This window comes from Deferrisoma palaeochoriense, assembly GCF_054656955.1.
The window spans coordinates 16048-35909 of sequence record NZ_BAAHXI010000009.1 but is presented as its reverse complement, the minus strand read 5'-3'; the positions used below and the strand labels follow the sequence as shown (position 1 = coordinate 35909).

Genomic DNA, 19862 nt, shown 5'->3' with positions numbered 1-19862 from the left:
CAAAGAAACGTTTGGTGAAAAATTGCACTAAATCTGCGGCGATCTCCGCAGGTATTCATCTTAATCCGACCGGGGAATGACCACCCCGACCTGGACGGCGCGGGCGATGGCGCGGCTAAAGCCCGGGGCCCTCCGCGCCGATCCGGTACCCCGAGCGCTCGTTTTCGGGGAGAGGACCGTCATGCCGCTGGAAGGGACGCTGAGCTACCGGGATCTGGCCCACCTGCTCCAGGTGGTGGGCAGTTCCAGAAAGTCGGGAGTGTTGGAGATCCGCCACGAGGACCGGGTGGCCCGCCTCGTGTTCCGGGACGGTCGGCTCATCCGGGCCGAGTCGAACCAGCGCCATCCGGAGATCGGGGAGCTCCTGGTGCGCGCGGGGGCGTTGAGCCCCCAGGATCTCCAGCGGGCGCTGACCCTGCAGCGGGCCACCGGGGAGGACCGGCGGCTCGGCACGCTCCTGTGCGAGGAGTTCGGGGTGGCCCCGGAGGCGATCCAGGAGGTGCTGGCTCGGCAGTTCCGGGAGATCGTGTTCGATGTGCTGCGCTGGCCCGGGGGCCGGTTCCGGTTCGAGTTTGGGGCCCCGGACGAGGTGATGGACCGGTTCTCCCTAAACCCGTCGGCCTTCATCTTGGAGGTCGGGCTCCAAGCCGGGTTCCTGGCGGAGGAGGGGCTGGCGGACGACGACGAACTGGGCGTGCCCAAGGTGGTCATTGATCTGGGCACCGAGAGCCTTCGGGACGCCTGTGCCGATCTGTTCCGGCGGAAGGGCCGGGAGGTGGTCCTGGTGCCGAACCCCGAGCGGCTCGGCGCGGTGCTGGGAGAATGGCCGGTTCGGGCGCCCTTGCCCTGGATCGTGACCGGGTTGCCGGCCGAGCCCTCCGAGGCCGACTGGGCCCGGCTCGAGGCGATCCGGGCGGTGCAGCCGGCGGTGGCCCTGGTGGTCGTGGGCGAGTCCCGGGAGCCCGCGGTGCGGTCCCGGGCCCGGGCGGCCGGGGCCGACGCCTACGTGCCGGCGCCCCGGCCGGGCGATCTGGCCGGGCCCCAGGCCGAGGCGCATCTCGAGGTGTTCCTGCTCCAGCTCCAACGGGCGATGGAGCAGGCGTCGGCGGGCGGGCCGCCCAGCGCCCGGGAGGCCGAGGCGTGAGCGCGGCCGACGCGAGCGTCCAAGAGTTCTTGGCCGAGGCCGAGGACATCCTGGAGCACCTGGAGGACGACCTCGCTTCGCTGGAGCAGACCGCCGAGGGGGACGAACCCGACCCCGAGGTGGTGAACAGTATCTTCCGGGGCGCCCACAGCCTCAAGGGCATCTCGGCCATGTGCGGGTTCTCCCAGATCACCGAGGTGGCCCACAAGACCGAGACCCTCCTCGACGCGATCCGCATGGGGCGGGTGGGGTGCTCCCGGCCAGTCATGGACCTCCTCTACCAGAGCGTGGACCTCCTCAAGACCCTGTGCGGCCGGCTGGCCGGCGGGGGGGAGCCCGAGGACCCCACGGTGCCGGGGTTCGTGGAGCGGTTGATCCGGGCGGCCGAGGGGGACACGGCCGAGCCCCAGGATGAGATGGCCGGGTTGGGGCTCGGCGAAGACGTCCTCGCGGTGCTCACCGAGTACGAGCGGCACCGCCTCGAGGCCACCCTCAAGAATCCCAAGCGCACCCTGGTGCGGGTGCGGGTGTCGTTTCCGTTCGAAACCTTCGACACCGACCTCGAGGTCCTGAACGCCACGCTCAAGGAGCTCGGGGAGATCATCTCGACCCTGCCGGGGGCCGGCGACGCCGCCCCCGACCGCATGGAGTTTCAGCTCCTCGTGGGGCTCAAGGCCGACGTGGAGGCCGCCCGGAGCGCGGTGGCCCTCCACGGGGCCGAACTGGAGGTGATCGGGCCGCCGAAGGCGGCGCCCGGCTCTGCGGCGCCGGAGCCGCCCCCCCCACCGCCGCAGGAACCCGCGGCCCCCGAGCCGGTCTCCGCCGGCCGGCCCGACGCGGCCGGGGGGGAAGGGCTTCGGAGCCTGAGCCAGTCGATCCGGGTCGATCTGGGCAAGCTCGACGCCCTCATGAACCTGGTGGGGGAACTCGTGGTCACCCGCAGCCACATCCACCTCGTCGTGGACCGGCTCCGGCAGGAGCAGGGCCTCACCGGGGACGTGCTCGAGCTCGCCAAGGCCCAGAAGGCCCTGGACCGGCGGCTCGCCGAGCTCCGGGAGGCCGTGATGGAGGTGCGGATGGTGCCCCTGGGGCAACTCTTCTCGAAGCTCCAGCGCACCCTCCACAAGATCCTGCGCACCATCGACAAGGAGGTGGACCTGGAGATCCGGGGCGCCGACACCGAGATCGACAAGCTGATCGCCGAGGAGCTCAGCGACCCCCTGATCCACGTGATCCGAAACGCCGTGGACCACGGCATCGAGCCCCCCGAGGAGCGCGAGGCCAAGGGCAAACCCCGCAGGGGCCGGATCGAGCTCGCCGCGTACCAGAGGGGGAACCACGTGGTGATCGAGGTGGCCGACGACGGGGCCGGCATCTCCCGGGACCGGGTGCTCCGGAAGGCGGTGGAACGGGGCCTGGTGGAGCCCGGGGCCGAGCTCACGGACAAGGAGGTGTTTGCTCTGCTGTTCCAGCCGGGGTTTTCCACCAAGGACCAGGCCACCGAGATCTCGGGCCGGGGGGTGGGCATGGACGTGCTGCGGAAGAACATCGCCCGCCTGTCCGGCATGATCGAACTGGTGAGCCAAGAAGGGCGGGGCACGAAGGTCACCGTGGTGCTCCCCATCACGATGGCCATCATCCAAGCCCTGATCGTGCGCACGGGGGATGCTCGGCTCGCGGTGCCCCTGAACAGCGTGCTCGAGACCGTGTCGCTTGAGGAGGCCGAGACGGACCGGATCGAGGGCCGGCCCGTGCTGCGGCTGAGGGCCGATACCCTTCCGCTGGTGCGCCTGGATCGGGCCCTGGGGATCTCGGGCACCGCGGAGCCCGACGGCGGCTACGCGGTGGTGGTCGGCGTGGCGGAGAAGCGGATGGCGTTCGCCGTGGACGAGTTGTTGGTGCAGCAGGACGTGGTGATCAAAAGCCTCGGGTCCCGGCTCAAGGAGGTGCCCGGGATCGCGGGCGCCACGGATCTGGGCGACCAAAGGCCGATTCTGGTGGCCGACGTCGCGTCCCTGGTGAAGGAGGCTGCGGCCCATGCCTGAGGCGGGTGACGGGCTAGCCCGGTGGCGGGAGCGGCTTCGGGCCGCCCTGGACGCCGACGCGGCGTCCGAGGCGGGGGGGCCGGAGGCGCGGCCGGCGGACCGGCTCGAGTTCCTCGAGGTGGAGTCGGCGGGAGAGCGCTACGGCTTCCCGGTGGGAGCGGTGGCGGAGATCCTACGGCCCCGGCCCGTGACCCCGGTTCCCCGGACGCCCCCGTGGGTCCTGGGCATCGCGAGCCTGCGCGGGGCGATGCTGCCGGTGGTGGACCTTGCGGCGCGCATCGGGATCGGGCCGGGGGGAGAGGCCCCCGGGGAGCGGATCGTGGTGCTCCGGGACGGGGCCGAGGCGATGGGGTTTCGGGTGGACCGGGTCCTGGGGGTGGTCCGGTTCGACCCGGCAGAGGTCCGGCAGATGGAGGACGACCCGTTCCTCACCGGCATGGCGAGCGATCACGAGGGGCGGACCCTGGGGATCCTCTCGCCCGGGGGGCTCTGCGCGTTTCGGGTGGAGGAGGCCGGATGACCGAGGGCGCGTTCCAGTTTCTGTGCCTCGAGGTCGGGGGGCGCCGGTTCGCCTTCGACATCCGGGTCGTGGGCGAGATCCTGACGCCCCGGCCCCTGGTGCCGGTGCCGGGGTCCCCGCCCGAGCTCCGGGGGGTGTTCAACCTGCGGGGCGAGCTCGTGCCCGTGGTCGACCTGCACCGGATCCTGGGCCAGCCCGGGCCGCCCGAGGAAGGGGAGGAGGCGAAGCTCCTGGTGCTGCGGTGCCGGGGACGCACCTTTGCCGTGGGGGTGGACCGACTGGGCGAGGTGGAAACCGTGTCCCCCGAGGGTTTGGAGCCCATTCCCGGGGTGGAGGACCCGGCCCGGGGGCTCGTGGTGGCCATGTTCCGGCGGCGGGATGCGGCCGAAGACGTCGTGTTGGTGATCCGGGCGGGCGCGGTGCTGCCAGGCCCGGCGGGTGAGGAGGTGGTGCATGGACCGCTCTGATGCCAAGTGGTGGGCCGCAGCCGGCATTCTGGCCGGCGCCTCCGCCGGAGCGGGGCTCGCGTTCGGAACCTGGGCGCTCGCCGCGGCAGCGGCCGCAGGGGTGGGGCTCGGGGTGCTGGGAGGGCGCGCCGTGCGCGAGGCGTGGGCGAATCGGGAACGCGAACTCGAGGCCGCGGTGCGCGACCCCGACCGACCACGGCCCGCCTGGCTCGCCGAACTCGTGGAGGAACTGGAGGAGGTCCGCCGGGCCCGGGCCGAGGCCGAGGCCCGGGCCGCAGCCGCGGAGGCCGAGGCGGCCGCCACCCGCCAGGCCGCCGAGGCCGAACTCTCGGAGATCCGCGCCACCGTCCGGCAGGTGCTCTCCCAGGCGGCGCCGGCGCAGCCGGCGGAAAACCCGTGCCGGCTCCTCGACCCCGTGCTCTCCGACGTCCTGGCCCACGCCGAGGAGCAACGAAGGGGGATCGAGGACCTGGCCGAGGCGCTCGCCGAATGGGTGGGCCGCATGGGGACGGCCGCCCGGGAGTGGGAGGAGACGGCCCGGGCCCTGGAGGATCTCTCGGCCTGGCACGAGGGGGCGGCGGGTGCCCTGGGGCTGTTGGAGACCGTCTCCTGGCCCGCGACCCGGGTGCCGGAACTGGAAGCCATGGCCGAGGCCGCGGGACCCGTGGCCCAGGGGCTCGAGGACTGCGTGCGACGGTTCGAGCGGCTGCGGGCGCGGTGGGACGAGGCCACCTCGGCCATCGGAACCCTGGGAGAACGCATCCAGTCGGTGGGGGCGATCCTCACGGTGATCGAGGACGTGACCGAGCAGACGAACCTGTTGGCCCTGAACGCGGCGATCCTGGCGGCCCAGGCCGGGGAGCACGGCCGGGGGTTCGCCGTGGTGGCCGACGAGATCCGGGACCTGGCCGAGCGCACCGCGGAGTCCACAAAGGAGATTGGGAATCTCGTGGAGACGATCCAGGCCGAGTCGGCCCGGGCCGTCCGGCTCCTGAACGACGAGCGGACCGCCCTGGCCGACGGGGTCGAAGGACTGGCGAAGGCGGTGGCCGGTGCCACCGGGTGGGTCCGGGGGCTCGGGGAGGTCCGTGAGGCCCTGGGGGGCTGGGCGGCTGAAATCGAGGCCCTCCACCGCCGGGTGGAGGAGGTCACGGGGAGGCTTCGAGAGGCGCCGCCGCCCCCGAACGCCCCGGCCGTGCCCGAGGTGCCCGAGGATGCGGACGCTCTGGGCCTCGCCAAGGTCCGGGACCTGTGCGAGGAGGGGGCTTTCCTGGCCGGGCGGCTCCGGGACGCCGTGGAGGAGGCGGCTGCGGAGCATGAGCGAAGCGTGCCGGATCCGGCGCAGTTGCTCGAGCCCCTGCGCCGGTTCGCGGGGGAAGGGGGAGCGCCATGACCCTGGGGCTTCGCTTCCGGATCACCGCGGCCGTGGCCGCCGTCCTCCTCCTGGGGAGCGGCACGGCCTTCGTGTGGTACGCGGTCTACCGGTACAACGGGGTTGAGGCCGAGGCCGTCCACTACGGCCGGGCCTTGGCCGACGGGCTCTCGGCCACGGTGGAATCCCATCTGACCGAGATGGACGTGGGCGGTTTGCGCCACACTTTCGCGGCGATGGCCTCCACCGGGCTCTACGAGTCGGCCGCGGTGGTCGGCCGGAGCGGCCGCATCCTGGCCTCCTTTCCGGAGTTGCCGGACCGGGTGGACCCCGACGAAGAGCCCCGGTGCGCCGGGTGTCACGGCCAAAGGCCGCCCCTTCCCTACGAGCACCTCGACCGCACGGTGGCGGATCACCCGGTGGCCCGGGTGTTCCGACCCATCGCCAACGGACCCGACTGCCGCGGGTGCCACCCCGGAGACGAGGCGGTCCTGGGTTATCTGTTCCTCGACGCCGCGGTCGGAACCCCCTACCAGAGGCTCCGCCGGGAGGCGTGGACCGTGCTCGGCGCCGGGGGGGTCACGATCGCCCTGGTCCTGGTCGGAACCTTCCTCGCCGTGCACACGCTGGTGACGCGGCGGCTCGGCCGGCTCGCCGAGGCCGTGGAGCGGTTCGAGGCGGGTGAGCCGCTCGACGACGTGGCGGAGACCCGCGACGACGAGTTGGGCCGGGTGGAGCGCGCCCTGGTGCGGGCGGCCGCCCGGCGGCGGGAGATTCTCGACGAGGTCTCGGGTCTTGCGTCCATGCTTCGGGACCGGAGCGTGGAGGTCCAGCTCGCACTGAGCCGGGTGCGCGAGGGGGTCCAGCGGGGGCGCACCGCGGCCGAGGCCATCCTCACGGCCGTGCAGGGGCTCGACCAGGCCATGGAGGACACTCGGTCGCACCTGGACGCGATCGCCTCGTCCACCAGCGACAACTCCACGAGCCTCGTGGAGATGTCGGCCAGCATCGACGAGGTGGCGGGAAGCGCCGACGAGCTCGCCCAGCAGGTCTCGGCCACGGCCGCGAGCGTGCTCCAGATGGTGCAGTCCATCGGGGAGGTGGCCGAGAACGTGGAGGGGCTGGCCCGGGAGACCGAGCTCACGGTGTCGTCCATGAGCCAGATCGACGCCTCCACCCGGCAGATCGAGCAGAGTGCCCGGGATGCGGCGGAGCTCGGGGTGCGCATGGCCGAGGCCGCCGAGGAGGGGGCCCGGGCCGTGGAGGCCACCCTGGGGGGCATCCACGACTCCTACGAGGTGATCCAGGACACGGCCCGGGTCATGGGCGAGCTGGCCGAGGCAAGCCGCGCCATCCGCCGGGTGGTGAAGATCATCAACGAGATCAACGACAAGACTAAACTCCTCGCCCTCAACGCCGCGATCATCGCGGCCCAGGCCGGCGAGCACGGCAAGAGCTTCGCCGTGGTGGCCCACGAGATCCAGGGGCTTTCCGACCGGACCTCGGCAAGCACGGGGGAGATCTTCCGGCTGGTCCGGCGGATCCAGGACCAGGCCGAGGCGGCCAACGAGGCCGTGGCGCGGGGGCAGTCGGCCACGGCCCGGAGCGTGGAGCTGGCAGAAACCGCGGGCCAGGCCCTGCGCCACATCCTGGAAACCGCCCGGACCTCCAACGAGATGAACCAGCGGATCCTGGCGGCCACCGAGGAACAGGCCCGGGGCAGCCAGAGCGTGATGGGGTCGATGCAGCAGGTGGCGGCCATGGTGGAGCACATTCGCCAGGCCGCCCGGGAACACCGGAAGAGCGGCGATCTCGTGGGCCGGTCCACCGAGATCATGCGGGACCTGACCGAGCAGGTGAAGCTCGCCACGGCCGAGCAGGCCGAGGTGAGCCGCTACATTTCGGACGCCGTGTCCGCCATCGACCGAAACCTCCAGGACCTCCTCGGAGCCGTGGAGCGGGAGCGGGAGGAGACGGAGCGGATCCTGGCCCACATGCAGGAGCTCTCCGGCCGCACGGGTGACCAGGACGCGGGCGTCCAGGGCGTGGAGGAGGTGATCCGCGAGCTCCAGGCCCAGATCGAGGGGCTCGACCGGAGAGCCCGGGCCCTCCTGGGGGGCGGAGGCGAGGCATGAAGACGGCCCGGGTCTTGGTGGTGGACGATAGCCCCTACGTGCGCCGGTTCCTGCGGGAGGCCCTGGAGGGCGAACCCTGGGTGGCCGGGGTCGAGGGCGCCACGAACGGCCAGACCGCCCTGGCCAAGGCCCTCCACGCCCCCCCCGACCTCGTGACCCTCGATCTCCACATGCCGGTCATGGACGGGTTCACGTTCCTGCGGCTCTTCCGCCAGCGGTCCCGGGCGCCCGTCCTGGTGGTGAGTGCCTACGCCGACCTGGAGAACGTGGACCGGGCCATGGAGCTCGGGGCCAACGGGTTCATCTCGAAGCCCGAGGACCCGTACCGGGATCTCGAGTCCATCGTGGAGGAGGTGCGGGCCAAGGCCCGGGGGGCCCTGGGGCTCTGGGCCGAGCCGGACCCGGCCGGGCCCCCGCCCCAACCGGCTCCCGCCGACCAAGACGGGTTCCCGGTGCTCGCCATCGGGGCCTCGTCGGGGGGGCCGCCGGGGCTCCAGTATCTCCTGTCGGCCCTGCCCCCGGAGCCCCGGGCCGCGGTGCTCATCGCCCAGCATATGCCGGCCGGGTTCACAGCGGCGTTCGCCAAGCGGCTCGACCGGGTGCTCCCGTTTCCGGTGCGCGAGGGCCGCGACGGGGCGCCGGTGCGGCCCGGGGAGGTGTGGATCGCGCCGGGGGGGCGCCACATGGTGGTCCGGGACGGCCCAGGGGGCGTCCGCCTCGGCCTCGAGGAGGCCGCCGGGAGCCTCTACAGCCCCAGCGTGGACCGGCTGTTCGAGACCGCGGCCGAGGCGTTCGGGCCCCGGCTCACGGCCGTGGTGCTCACGGGGATGGGCCGCGACGGGTCCGTGGGGGTCCGGGCCGTGAAGGCCCGCGGGGGCAGGGTGATCGCCGAGTCGGCCCACACCGCCCTCATCCACGGCATGCCCCGGGAGGCCGCGGCCACCGGGTGCGTGGACGAGGAGCTCCCCCTGCCCGAGATCTCGGTGCGGCTGCTCCGCCTGGCGGCCGGGGAGCGGCTCAACGGATCCAGAGTCCCCGCGTGAACCGGGGGTCGGGCACCTCGTCGGGCGCCAGGTGCCCGAACTCCTCCTCCAGCAACCCGAAGCAGTCCCGCACGAACTCCTCGAGGAACATCCGGTCGGTGCCCTCCAGGGGCATCAGGAGTGCCACCCACTCCACCGAGGCATCCACGAGCGACGGCTTCACCCTCCGGGGCGGGCGGTCCTCTTCCCAGACCCGGGCGAGCCCCTCCCGGGCCCTCTCCCGGGGGATCGGGGCGAACCGGAATCCCCGGTCGAGCGCCGCGTTCACGAGGGCCGTGAGGAACACCGTAGAGGTCTTTAGGAGTTCGGGTTCCAGGTCCCGCAGGGCGTTCTTGCAGTCCTCGAGCCGGAGGTCCACCACCGAGAGCAAGAACCGCCCCAGGAACTCCGCCTTGTCCACGGCCCGCACGGCCCGGTCCACCTCGGCCAGGGCTCGGAACTCCCGGTAGGCCGGAGACGCGTCCTCCCCCTGGTACCAGAGGGGATGGGGCCGCAGGAGCCCGTCGAGGATCTCGCCGAGGGGGGGGTCGAGGAACAGGAGCCGCTCCTTGTGCCCCTCGGGCCAGCCCTTCCGGAACACGTGGCGGGCCCGGTTTCGGGCCTCGGCGACCCGCGACCACCCGGCCCGAAACAGGTGTTGGAGCCAGTGGCGCTCCAGGAGCCGCGCCGCGGCCTCCTCGTCGGGTCCGGCCAGGGCCTCGAGCCCGATGGCCAGGTACCCGGCCACCTTCGAAAGGGCGCGGCCGTAACTCTCCAGCCGGTCCAGGTCGAGCCGGTCGGCCACCAGCACCCGGTTCGTGAGGGTGGCGAGCTCGGTCTGGATGGATTCGGCCACGGCGGGGTCCCGCACCCGGGCGAGGGCCCGCACGACCAGGTCGGGGGCCACCGAGGGCGCGGCGATGGGGTAGCGGGGCGCGGCCTCGGGCTCCCCGTCGGGGTCGGGGACGAGAGACGGGCTGCGCACGGGCAGCTCTGCCGGGCTCGAGACCGCCAGGGGCACGTACACCTCCATGGCCTCGTCCCATTCGGGAAACCCGCGCACGGCGAGTCGTCGGACCCGCTCCTGGTACACGTGCTCCTCGAGCTCTGAGTCCACCTCCCGGTGGAGCGCCTCCATGAGCCGGAGGTAGCGGTCGGGGTCCTTTTCCCGGAGCACCAGGAGGAGCGAGCGCACGAGCCCCTCCCGGTCCTTGGGGCAGCGCACGTGGTAGAACCCGTCCACCGTGATGGGGGCCCGGCCCTTTCCCTCCTGAAACGGGTCGTCGTCCGGGTCCTGGGGTCGTACCACCCGGAGGATCTGCCCGAGGTAGAGGGTCAGGTCCGCCAGGTCGAGCTGGGAGAGCCACCGGCCGAGCGGGGCCTCGCCGCAGGAGGCCAGGAGCTCGAGCCACGGCCCCACTCGGGCGGGCCGCACCCGGTCGCCCCTCCAGAGTTCCAGGTCCAGGAAGAACTCCACCTGCTCGGGACGGGCGTGGACGAGCACCAGCGGCACATGGTCCGGGTCCATCTCTTTGAGGGTGAAGTAGAGTTCCTCGGGTGGCATCAGGGCCACCACGGCCGGAAGGTGCGGGCTCGCCAGCAGCCGCTCCTCCCGGGCCTCGCCCCGTAGGCTCAGGATCTCGTCGAGTTCCCGCCGAAGCGGGGTGGCGACCACCACCCCCCGCCCGGCCGGCGTGAGCGCGTCGGTCATCGGAACCTGCCCTTTCTGGGGGTGTCCGGTGTCGGGTCGTTCGGTTCGCAGGGCAAGAAGCCTAGCACGCCGGCGCGCCGGCCCGCCAGGTCCGGTTGCCGGGGCCCCGGGAACCCGATACCATCGCCGGCTTGGCGGCTTGGCGGCTTGGCGGCTTGGCGGCTGGCGGCTGGCGGCTGGCGCGGTAGTGCCGCGGGAATAGCGCGGACGTCCCGGCACGGGGCGATCGGAGGAGAACAGGGTGAAACGGATACGAAATGCGCGATCCGCACGGGTCGGAGCGGTGCTCGTGGGGCTCGGGCTCCTGGGGGCCGTGGCGGCCTGGGCGAGCCCCGGCGGCTCCCTCGAGGGCCGGGTCCAGGAATACCGGCTGGCAAACGGGCTCACCGTGCTCACCCTTAGGAGGGGCATCGCGCCGGTGGTGAGCCTGCAGATGACCTTCCGGGTCGGCGGGGTCGATGAACCCTCGGGCCACACCGGCATGGCCCATCTCCTGGAGCACCTGCTCTTCAAGGGCACCCGCACCCTGGGCACCCGGGACTGGGCCCGGGAGCGGCCGCTCCTGGAAGAGATCGAGCGGGTGGGCCGGGCCTTGGACCGGGAGCGCCGCAAGGGGGGCCGGGCCGACCCGGCCGAGGTGAGGCGCCTTCAGGAGCAACTCGGCCGCCTTCAGGAGAGGCACCGGGAACTCGTGGTCAAGGACGAGATCGACGCCATCTACACCCGAAACGGCGCCGTGGGGTTCAACGCGTTCACGAGTTCGGATCTCACGAGCTACATCGTGAGCCTGCCGTCGGACCGCCTGGAGCTCTGGGCCCGCATCGAGTCCGAGCGCATGCGCGACCCGGTGCTCCGGGAGTACTACGTGGAACGCGAGGTGGTGATCGAGGAGCGCCGTCAGCGCTACGGCTCCGACCCCGACGGCCGGCTCTACGAGGCGCTCCTGTCCACGGCGTTCGTGGCCCACCCCTACCGGGACCCGGTGATCGGCTGGCCCTCGGACCTGGAAACCCTGGACCTCGGGGCGACCCGGGAGTTCTTCCGCCGGTACTACGGTCCGGACAACTGCGTCGTGGTGGCCGTGGGCGACGTGGATCCGCCGGCGTTCTTCCGGCTGGTGGAGCGGTACTTCGGCGACCTGGAGCCCCGGGGGGCGCCGGACGACCGGCCGATTACCCGGGAGCCGGCCCAGGCCGGTCCCCGGCGGGCCGAGGTGTGGTTCGACGCCGAGCCCCGGCTTGCCGTGGCGTTCCACAAGCCCACGCTGCCCCACCGGGACGACTACGTGTTCGACGTGATCGAGGCCGTGTTGACCGACGGCCGTAGCTCCCGGCTCGTGCGCGAGCTCGTGGACCGCCGCCGGATCGCGGCCTCGGTGAGCGCCGCCAACGGGCTTCCGGGCGCCCGGTACCCGAACCTCTTCGCCGTGTTCCTGACCCCGCTCCAGGGGGTTGCGCCCGAGGAGGCCGAGCGGGCCCTCCTGGAGGAACTCGACCGCCTGGGCCGGGAGCCGCCCACCCCGGAGGAGCTCGAGCGGGTGCTCCGGCGGCTCGAGGCCGACCGGGTGAAAAGCCTCCTCTCGAACGGCGGGCTCGCCCGTAGGCTCGCCTACTTCGAGGCCGTGGCCGGCGACTGGCGCTACATCGAGGAGCACCCCAAGGTGCTTGGTACCATCACCCCCGAGGAGGTGGCCCAGGTGGCCCGAAGATACTTCACGCCCGAAAATCGCACCGTGGTGGTGCTCCGGCCTGGGCGGGAGGGGCGGCCATGAGGCCCGCGTCCTTGCGGGCTCTGGCCCTTGCGGTTGGGATCCTGACCCTCGCCGCCTGCGCCGGGCGCCGGCCCCTGGATCCCCGGACGGCGGTCTATCCCCCGCCCCGGTTGCCCGAGATCGAGGTCCAAGGCGGCCGGCTCGCCCCCGGGGGGGCCGAGTGGTTCTGGGTGGAGGACCACGACGTGCCCCTCATCCGCCTCTATCTGGCCGTTCGGGGGGGCGAGGTGTACGACCCGCCCGAGCTCGCGGGGCTCGCCCGGGTGGCGAGCCTGGCCTGGCGGACCGGGGGCGCCGGGGATCTGGACCCCGAGGCGTTCGACCGGGCCCTCGAGAACCGGGGCATGGACCTCTCGGTGCACCTGGGCCGGGACAAGGGCTGGATCACCCTGACCGTGCTCCCCGAGGACCTGGACCGGGGGCTCGACCTCTTGGCGAAGCTCCTCTGGGAACCGGCGCTGCGGGCCGACCGGGTCGATTGGGCCAAGGCCCAGGTGGCCGAGGCCCTGCGCCGGGAGGCCGACGAGCCCCAGAGCCTGGGCTTCCGGGAGATGCGGCGGGCCCTGTTCCGGGGCCACCCCCGGGGCCGGGTGCCCACCGAGGAGACGGTGGGCCGGATCGGCCGGGACGACCTCGTGGAGATCCACCGCCGGCTGGTCTCGGAGGGAACCTGGGCCCTGGGCGCGGTGGGGGATTTCGAGCCCGAAGACCTGCGGGAGAGGCTCGCGGCCCGGTTCGGCCGGCTTCCCGGCCGGGGAGGCGCGTTCCCGCTCCTGACGCCCCCGGCGGAACCGCAGCCGACCGTGGTGATCGTGCCGAAGGCGCTCCCCCAGACCACGGTGATCTGGGCTCGCATCGGGCCCGCGCGGTTGTCGGAGGATTTCGCCGCCCTGGAGGTGTGCGACCACGTGCTGGGCTCCGGCGGGTTCACGGCCCGGCTCGTCCGGGAGATCCGGTCCAACCGGGGGCTGGCCTACAGCGTGGGGAGCTTCTACCAGGCCCTGCCCCGGTTCGGGGTGCTGGGGGCCTACGGGCTCACGAAAACCCAGAGCGCGGGGGAGGTGGTGGACCTCATGCGGGCCGAGATCCGGAACCTGGCCGACGGCATCACCGCGGCCGAGGTGGAGGAGGCCCGTCGCAGCCTGGTGACCCGCCACGTGTTCCGGTACGACGACCCGGCGAACCTCGTGCGCGACCGCCTGGAGAATCTCCTCGACGGCCTCCCCCTGGATCTCGGGGAACGCTACCCGGACGAGGTCGCGGCCGTGACCCTCGACGCGGCCCGCCGGGCCGCCCGCAGCCATCTCGATCCGGCCCGGGGCGTCTGGGTGCTCGTGGGGGATCTGGACCCGGCCGACCCGCGGTGGGGCCGCATGGGGGCGGTGGAGGTGGTGAAGCCGGGGGAATAGTACGGCCTTCAGCACCGTTGCCGGGGGCGGGTGGGGGACTGGTTCCGGCCGGGCGCGAGTGCGGCACCTGATCGCCGCGCCTTCGCATGCCGTTGCCGGCTCGGCAGGTCGGGGCGCCGGCGGCGGAAGTTCCGGATTTTCCAAGTAACTTCGGCTGGGACGCTGGGAGGCTAGGAGGCTAGGACGCGAAAATACTTTGCGATTCCAGCGTCATCGGCTGTGCCAACCTGTGCGAGCGGCTTCCAAGCCGCGACGCCCTTTCCTTCGGGCCTTCGGCCCGGATCGCGCCTTGGAAGGCGCTCCCACACCGAGGCCCTGACTCGGACGTTGCTGTCCTGCGCAGTGGGGCCCCGAAGGGGCCCTGGGGAGCTTCCAAGTCGGTCCAAGCCTCTGGGGCGCGGCGACGTGAGGGGCCGCACCCGGCTCTCCACCAGCCCCCCACCCGCTGGTTTCCGTAGCAACCACGGGGATCTGACAACACTTCCGTTGGTGTTGTTAACCGGGGTGGGTCAGGCCTTGACGTCCAGGAGGTTTCCCTTCGTGGGGTCCCCGTCGGGCGCCCGAAGGAGTTCGGCCCGGGCCCGGGCCTCGGTCTGGGCGGCCTGGGCGGCCACCGCGAGGTCCTGGGCCGAGGGGCGGGCCGGGGCTAGGGCCGCCCGGCGCACCCGCTCCATCTTCGCGATTGTGGCCTCGGGGTCGCCGGGTTCCGGGGAGGAGTCGATCTGGACCTCGCCGGCCACGGCGTAGGGCCGGCCGTCGGGGCCCATGCGGTACCGGAACGAGGGCCCGCCCCGCACGAGCCCCCCGCCCGCGGCAGCATGGGCCGCCTCGTGGGCCCGCACCTCCCGGTCGGTCCGGCGCAACTCGGCGAGAAGCGCGCGGACCTGGGGGTCGGACACCTGGCTCGCCCGAGCCCCGTTCCCCCCGTGAGCGATCGAGACACCCGCTTCCACCCGCACGGCAGCCCCACCTCCTCGCCACCCCGATCGGCAGGTTAAGGGTCGGGCTTGAGCCGGCCTTGACGCCGACCCCCGCCGGGGTACGGTGGAGGCCTCTTGGCCCGATCCACCCCTGCCGGAGGGTTCCCATGCCTCGGACGGTCTTGATCTTTGTCGCGTTGCTCCTTGGGGTTCCGGCCCCGTCCCCCGCCGGCCTCGTCACCCGGAGCGTCGAGTACCGGCACGGCGACGCCGTGCTCGAGGGGTACCTGGCCTACGACGACGCCGTCGCCGGCAAACGGCCGGGGGTGCTCGTGGTCCACGAATGGTGGGGGCTCAACGAGTACACCCGGATGCGCACCGAGCAGTTGGCCCGGCTGGGGTACGTGGCGTTCGCCGCGGACATCTACGGCAAGGGAAAGCGGGCCGCCGACCCGGCCGAGGCCCGGCACCTGGCGGGGCTGTTCCGCAAGGACCAGGCGCTTTTACGGGAGCGCGCGCTGGCCGGCCTCCGGGTGCTCCGGGAGCACGAACTCGTGGACCCGGACCGGGTCGCGGCCGTGGGGTACTGCTTCGGGGGAACCACGGTGCTGGAGCTCGCCCGGGCGAACGCGCCGGTGCGGGGCGTGGTGAGTTTCCACGGGGGGCTTCGCATGGCCGACCCGAAGGCCACCCGGGAGGTGGGGCCCCGGGTGCTCGTGTGCCACGGTGCGGACGACCCGTTCATCCCCGAGGAGGACATCCGCGCCTTCCAGGAGGAGATGCGCAGGGCCGGAGCCGACTGGCAGATGATCTTCTACGGCGGCGCGAAGCATAGCTTTACGAACCCCTGGGCCAAGGGGAAGCTCGCCGGCGCCCAGTACCACGAGCCCTCCGCGAAGCGCTCCTGGGAGCACATGAAGCTGTTCTTGGCCGAGCTCTTCCGGGAAGGGACGTGAACGGAGAGGGGGGGTACCCCTCAGGGGGCCCGGGACTCCCAGCCTTCTACCCCTCCACGTACGCCGCCACCCGTTCCCCGAGGTCCCGGAGCACCCGGCCGGCCTTGCCCTGGAGGAACACGTCGGTGATCGAGCCGGTGAGGTGGGTGGGCTCGAGGTTCACCTCGATCACGGCGGCCCCCGCCTGCTTGGCGATCCAGGGCATCTGGTTCGCGGGCGCCACCTCGGCCGAGGTGCCCACGACCAGCATGACCCGGCACGAGGCCGCGAGCCGGTAGGCCTCCCGCAGGGCCTCCTCGGGGATGGGCTCGCCGAAAAAGACCACGTCGGGTTTGAGGACGCTGCCGCACTCGCAGGCGGGCGGCACCCCCCGGCGGCGGGCCTCCTCCCGATCCACCCGCCCCCCGCAGGCCAGGCACGACAGGGTGCGGTGGCTTCCGTGGAACTCCACCACCCGGCGGCTTCCGGCCGCCTGGTGGAGCCCATCGATGTTCTGGGTGATCACCCCCTGGACGATCCCGGCCTCCTCGAGCCGGGCCAGGGTTTCGTGGGCCGGGTTCGGCCGGGCCGCGTCGAGCACCGACTCCATCTCGGCCAGCATCTTCCAGACCTTGGGCGGGTTGGCCCGGAAGGCCTGGATCGTGGCGTATTCGGCCGGGTCGAACCGCTCCCACAGCCCCCCGCGGCTGCGGAAATCGGGGATCCCGCTCTCCACGCTGATCCCGGCTCCGGTAAGGGCCACGGCCCGGCGGCGCACCGCGAGAAGGCGGGCGGCCTCGTCTAGCTTTGCTTCCACGGCTCCCCTCCGTTTCGGAAGGCCTCGACCTTCGCCTTGATCTCCCGGATCCGGCCCTTGAACCGGGGGCCCGAGGGCAGGATCCGGTCCGAGAAGTGGTGCTGCATGGACTCGTCGCTCCACCGGGCCGGGGCCCCGGGCCGGGGCACGAACCGGACCCGGCCGTCGGCCTGCTCCCAGGTCCCGGGTAGGTCGCACAGGAGGCAGAAGGCGGTCCCGTCGGGCCGGGTGGTCACCTGGTCCAGATGGCACACGGGGCAGACGCCGGGGTCCCCCCGGTAGGCCGTCTCCCCCCGGCCCAGGGCCCGGCCGGCCGCCAGCGCCCGCTCACAGGCCGGGGCGTCGTCGAAGATCTCGCCCGGCCCCTGGGCGTGGCCCACGAACTGGTCCACCACGGGCATGCCCAGAAAGAGGAAAAACAGGCTCGTCTGGGCGAGCGCCAGGGGCTCCCAGCCCGGCACGCCGGCGGCCACGAGGGTGAGCCCGGGTTTCCCCTGGAACTCCCGGCGGATCCCGAACCGGATCATGCGGTCGTGGAGGTTTTTCACCTGGGCCGTGGCCCCGAGCACGTAGCACGGCGAGCCCAGCACCACGGCGTCGGCCCACCGCATGGCCTCCAGGAACTCGGGGAACCGGTCCTTCTGGACGCAGTCGGTGTCCTTGAACACGCAGGCCATGCAGCCGCGGCAGGGGCCGAGTTGGAGGTCGGGGATCCGCAGGAACCGGGTCTCGGCCCCCTCGGCCTCGGCCCCCCGCAGGGCGAGGCGCACGAGAAGGTCGGTGTTTCCCCAGGGGCGGCAGCTGGCGCTCAGACCGAGTACGTTCATGAGGGAACGCTCCGTTGGGAAAGGTGGGAAAGCTGGGACGCCGGGAGGCGCGGACGCTAGGACGCAATGCTCTCTGTCGATTCCAGCACTCCCTCCCGTCCCACCGTCCCCGCCCCCTCCGTGTCCTCCGTGTCCTCCGTGGTTCTTTTCCAAGTCACTTCGGCTAGGCGGCTGGGCGGCTCGGCAGCCAGGCGGCTAAAAACCTTCGGGATTCCGGCGTATTCGCGCGGGCCGACCCGTGGGAGTGGCTGCCGGGTCAGGGGCCAGAATTCAGAAGTCAGAGACCCCCCTGCCCTCTGTCGTCTGTCCACTGATTCCTGACACGGTCGCCGCTCCCCAGCTGCCGCACTCGCGCCCGACCGGAACCGGGCCCCCAGCCGCCGTCGGCAAGACCTTTGAAGTCGCAGGAACTTCTTCGTTGGGGCCAAGGGGCCGTTCGGCCTTCTGGCTTCCTGGCTTCCCAGCCGCAGCGTACATCCGTACCACAGGTGCCGGCGGTCCGTCACCCGCCCCGGGGAAGATTTTCCCTGGCCCGCCGGCGTGAGCCCGGGTACAATCCGCGGCCGTTTTCCCCCCGACCTTGGAGGAGCGAACCCGAGATGGCGCAGTACGTCTACGTGATGAAGGGCCTCACCAAGACCTACCCCCCGAACCGCACGGTGCTCAAGGACATCTGGCTCTCGTTCCTGCCGGGGGCGAAGATCGGGGTGCTGGGCCTCAACGGGGCGGGGAAATCCACGCTCCTTCGCATCATGGCGGGGCTCGACACCGAGTTCGACGGCGAAGCCTGGCCGGCCGAGGGGGTGCGGGTGGGGTATCTGCCCCAGGAGCCCGAACTCGACCCGGGGAAGACCGTGGCCGAGGTGGTGGACGAGGCCGTGGCCGAGACCCGGGCGCTCTTGAGGAAGTTCGACGAGATCAACGCCCGGTTCGCCGAGCCCATGGAACCCGAGGAGATGGAGGCCCTCCTGGCCGAGCAGGCCCGGGTGCAGGACGCGATCGACGCGGCCGGGGCCTGGGACCTCGACCGCAAGCTCGAGATCGCCATGGACGCCCTGCGGTGCCCGCCCCCCGACACCCCGGTGAAGACCCTTTCCGGCGGGGAGCGTCGGCGGGTGGCCCTGTGCCGGCTTCTCCTCCAGCAGCCCGACCTCCTCCTTCTCGACGAGCCCACGAACCACCTGGACGCCGAGTCGGTGGCCTGGCTCGAGCGGCACCTGGCCGAGTACCCGGGCACGGTGGTGGCCGTGACCCACGACCGGTACTTCCTCGACAACGTGGCCGGGTGGATCCTGGAGCTCGACCGGGGCCGGGGCATCCCCTGGGAGGGGAACTACTCGTCGTGGCTCGAGCAGAAGCAAACGCGGCTGGCCCAGGAGGAGAAGCAGTCGGCCGCCCGGCAGAAAACCCTGGAGAGGGAGCTCGAGTGGATCCGCATGGCGCCCCGGGCCCGCCAGGCCAAGGGCAAGGCGCGGCTCCGGGCCTACGAGGACCTGCTGCGCCAGGAAACCGCGGGCAAGGTGGAGGCCGGGGCCATCGTGATCCCGCCCGGGCCCCGGCTCGGCGACGTGGTGATCGAGGCCGAGGGGCTCCGGAAGGCCTACGGCGACCGGCTCCTTTTCGAGGACTTTTCGTTCCGGCTCCCCCCGGGGGGCATCGTGGGGGTGATCGGCCCGAACGGCGCCGGCAAGACGACCCTCCTCCGGATGCTCACGGGCGCCGAGAGGCCCGACGCCGGCACCCTCCGGATCGGGGAGACCGTGGTCATGGCCTACGTGGACCAGAGCCGCGACGCCCTCGACCCCAACGCCACCGTCTGGGAGGAGATCACCGGGAAAGAGGAGTTCGTGGAACTCGGAAAGCGCCGGGTGCCGTCCCGGGCCTACGTGGCCGCGTTCCAGTTCCGGGGCGCCGACCAGCAAAAGCGGGTGGGCGACCTCTCGGGCGGCGAGCGAAACCGGGTGCACCTGGCGAAGCTCCTGAAGCGGGGGGCGAACCTGATCCTCCTCGACGAGCCCACCAACGACCTCGACGTGGACACCCTGCGGTCCCTGGAAGAGGCGCTCTTGGAGTTCGCCGGGTGCGCCGTGGTGGTGTCCCACGACCGGTGGTTCCTGGACCGGATCGCCACCCACATCCTGGCCTTCGAGGGCGACAGCCGGGTCGTGTGGTTCGAGGGGAACTACGAGGCCTACGAGGCCGACCGCCGCCGGCTCGGGGCCGAGGCCGACCGGCCCCACCGCATCCGCTACAAGCCCCTGGTGCGGTAGGGCGGGGCGGGAGGAAAACCACGGAGGGCAGGGAGGGCGGCGGGACGGTGGGAGCGGCGGCCATGTCGGGAGTCAGTGGACAGGCGACAGGAGGCTTCTGTCATCTGTCCTGTGACTTTTCGCTTTCGGTCACCGGGTGAATCGCCGCGGCCTGGGCCAAGGGACGGGAGACCGTCGACCGTGGACCGAGGACCGAAGTGACTTGGAAAACCACGGAGGACACGGAGGACACGGAGGGGCGGGGGGCGGCGGGAGTGCTGGAATCGACAAAGGTTTTTGCGTCCTGGCGTCCCAGCCACCCAACGTCCCAGCGGGAAGTTGCGTGGAACCTCCCGCATGCCGCGGGACCGCCCGTTCGCACGAACAACGCTCTCGGCCACAGGGTGAATCGCCGCGGCCTGGGCCAAGGGACGGGAGACCGTCGACCGTGGACCGAAGTGACTTGGAAAACCACGGAGGGCACGGAGGACACGGAGGGGGCGAGGGGCGGGGGGCGG

Annotated in this window: 15 protein-coding genes; 11 read left to right on the top strand and 4 right to left on the bottom strand. The window is 72.3% G+C overall.

What is annotated here, in order from left to right:
* Positions 1-181 precede the first annotated feature (181 nt).
* From ACYQ8L_RS04185 to ACYQ8L_RS04155, 7 genes are read left to right on the top strand one after another with little or no spacing between them, the layout of a single operon-like run.
* Positions 182-1144: a DUF4388 domain-containing protein gene (locus ACYQ8L_RS04185; RefSeq protein WP_459940519.1), complete on the top strand. Its 963-nt coding sequence runs from the start codon at positions 182-184 to the stop codon at positions 1142-1144.
* Positions 1141-3189: a chemotaxis protein CheA gene (locus tag ACYQ8L_RS04180; RefSeq protein WP_459940518.1), complete on the top strand. Its 2049-nt coding sequence runs from the start codon at positions 1141-1143 to the stop codon at positions 3187-3189. The genes ACYQ8L_RS04185 and ACYQ8L_RS04180 overlap by 4 nt, the downstream gene beginning before the upstream one ends.
* Positions 3182-3709 (top strand): chemotaxis protein CheW, encoded by a 528-nt coding sequence (locus ACYQ8L_RS04175; RefSeq protein WP_459940517.1) that lies wholly within the window; start codon positions 3182-3184, stop codon positions 3707-3709. The genes ACYQ8L_RS04180 and ACYQ8L_RS04175 overlap by 8 nt, the downstream gene beginning before the upstream one ends.
* The gene (locus ACYQ8L_RS04170; RefSeq protein WP_459940516.1) at positions 3706-4176 is read left to right on the top strand and encodes a chemotaxis protein CheW; all 471 of its coding nucleotides are present in this window, start codon (positions 3706-3708) and stop codon (positions 4174-4176) included. The genes ACYQ8L_RS04175 and ACYQ8L_RS04170 overlap by 4 nt, the downstream gene beginning before the upstream one ends.
* Positions 4163-5569: a methyl-accepting chemotaxis protein gene (locus tag ACYQ8L_RS04165; RefSeq protein WP_459940515.1), complete on the top strand. Its 1407-nt coding sequence runs from the start codon at positions 4163-4165 to the stop codon at positions 5567-5569. Before ACYQ8L_RS04170 ends, ACYQ8L_RS04165 begins: the two co-directional genes overlap by 14 nt.
* Positions 5566-7683 (top strand): methyl-accepting chemotaxis protein, encoded by a 2118-nt coding sequence (locus tag ACYQ8L_RS04160; protein ID WP_459940514.1) that lies wholly within the window; start codon positions 5566-5568, stop codon positions 7681-7683. The genes ACYQ8L_RS04165 and ACYQ8L_RS04160 overlap by 4 nt, the downstream gene beginning before the upstream one ends.
* Positions 7680-8726: a chemotaxis protein CheB gene (locus ACYQ8L_RS04155; protein ID WP_459940513.1), complete on the top strand. Its 1047-nt coding sequence runs from the start codon at positions 7680-7682 to the stop codon at positions 8724-8726. Before ACYQ8L_RS04160 ends, ACYQ8L_RS04155 begins: the two co-directional genes overlap by 4 nt.
* Here the strand turns inward: ACYQ8L_RS04155 and ACYQ8L_RS04150 are convergent.
* Positions 8701-10416, bottom strand: a complete 1716-nt coding sequence (locus tag ACYQ8L_RS04150) for a DUF6178 family protein (protein ID WP_459940512.1) — start codon at positions 10414-10416, stop codon at positions 8701-8703. The genes ACYQ8L_RS04155 and ACYQ8L_RS04150 overlap by 26 nt on opposite strands.
* Positions 10417-10657: 241 nt before the next feature.
* Here ACYQ8L_RS04150 and ACYQ8L_RS04145 point away from each other — a divergent pair, with 241 nt between their 5' ends.
* A complete protein-coding gene (locus ACYQ8L_RS04145; protein WP_459940511.1) occupies positions 10658-12187 on the top strand; it encodes a M16 family metallopeptidase in 1530 nt (509 codons plus the stop codon).
* Positions 12184-13596 carry a M16 family metallopeptidase gene (locus tag ACYQ8L_RS04140; protein WP_459940510.1) on the top strand — a complete coding sequence of 471 codons (1413 nt, stop codon included), beginning with the start codon at positions 12184-12186 and terminating at the stop codon, positions 13594-13596. Before ACYQ8L_RS04145 ends, ACYQ8L_RS04140 begins: the two co-directional genes overlap by 4 nt.
* Before the next feature lie 509 nt (positions 13597-14105).
* Here the strand turns inward: ACYQ8L_RS04140 and ACYQ8L_RS04135 are convergent.
* Positions 14106-14555, bottom strand: coding sequence for a putative metalloprotease CJM1_0395 family protein (locus ACYQ8L_RS04135; RefSeq protein WP_459940509.1), 450 nt, complete (start codon positions 14553-14555; stop codon positions 14106-14108).
* A 128-nt stretch (positions 14556-14683) separates the two neighbouring features.
* On the opposite strand from ACYQ8L_RS04135, the gene ACYQ8L_RS04130 reads away from it, so the two are divergent.
* Complete coding sequence (locus tag ACYQ8L_RS04130; protein ID WP_459940508.1) at positions 14684-15472, top strand: dienelactone hydrolase family protein; 789 nt, start codon at positions 14684-14686, stop codon at positions 15470-15472.
* Between the two features lie 46 nt (positions 15473-15518).
* Here ACYQ8L_RS04130 and ACYQ8L_RS04125 read toward each other — a convergent pair whose 3' ends face one another.
* The gene (locus ACYQ8L_RS04125) at positions 15519-16268 is read right to left on the bottom strand and encodes an SIR2 family NAD-dependent protein deacylase (RefSeq protein ID WP_459940507.1); all 750 of its coding nucleotides are present in this window, start codon (positions 16266-16268) and stop codon (positions 15519-15521) included.
* A complete protein-coding gene (locus tag ACYQ8L_RS04120; RefSeq protein WP_459940506.1) occupies positions 16253-17095 on the bottom strand; it encodes a flavodoxin family protein in 843 nt (280 codons plus the stop codon). The genes ACYQ8L_RS04125 and ACYQ8L_RS04120 overlap by 16 nt, the downstream gene beginning before the upstream one ends.
* A gap of 599 nt (positions 17096-17694) precedes the next feature.
* Between ACYQ8L_RS04120 and ettA the strand changes: the two genes are divergently transcribed.
* A complete protein-coding gene (ettA, locus tag ACYQ8L_RS04115) occupies positions 17695-19365 on the top strand; it encodes an energy-dependent translational throttle protein EttA (protein ID WP_459940505.1) in 1671 nt (556 codons plus the stop codon).
* The last annotated feature ends 497 nt before the right edge of the window (positions 19366-19862 follow it).

Coding starts and splice junctions, on each gene's coding strand:
- ACYQ8L_RS04165 (WP_459940515.1), top strand. CDS start 4,163: ATGGACCGCTCTGATGCCAAGTGGTGGGCCGCAGCCGGCATTCTGGCC.
- ACYQ8L_RS04160 (WP_459940514.1), top strand. CDS start 5,566: ATGACCCTGGGGCTTCGCTTCCGGATCACCGCGGCCGTGGCCGCCGTC.
- ACYQ8L_RS04130 (WP_459940508.1), top strand. CDS start 14,684: ATGCCTCGGACGGTCTTGATCTTTGTCGCGTTGCTCCTTGGGGTTCCG.
- ACYQ8L_RS04140 (WP_459940510.1), top strand. CDS start 12,184: ATGAGGCCCGCGTCCTTGCGGGCTCTGGCCCTTGCGGTTGGGATCCTG.
- ACYQ8L_RS04155 (WP_459940513.1), top strand. CDS start 7,680: ATGAAGACGGCCCGGGTCTTGGTGGTGGACGATAGCCCCTACGTGCGC.
- ACYQ8L_RS04170 (WP_459940516.1), top strand. CDS start 3,706: ATGACCGAGGGCGCGTTCCAGTTTCTGTGCCTCGAGGTCGGGGGGCGC.
- ACYQ8L_RS04175 (WP_459940517.1), top strand. CDS start 3,182: ATGCCTGAGGCGGGTGACGGGCTAGCCCGGTGGCGGGAGCGGCTTCGG.
- ACYQ8L_RS04120 (WP_459940506.1), bottom strand. CDS start 17,095: ATGAACGTACTCGGTCTGAGCGCCAGCTGCCGCCCCTGGGGAAACACC.
- ACYQ8L_RS04150 (WP_459940512.1), bottom strand. CDS start 10,416: ATGACCGACGCGCTCACGCCGGCCGGGCGGGGGGTGGTGGTCGCCACC.
- ettA (WP_459940505.1), top strand. CDS start 17,695: ATGGCGCAGTACGTCTACGTGATGAAGGGCCTCACCAAGACCTACCCC.
- ACYQ8L_RS04185 (WP_459940519.1), top strand. CDS start 182: ATGCCGCTGGAAGGGACGCTGAGCTACCGGGATCTGGCCCACCTGCTC.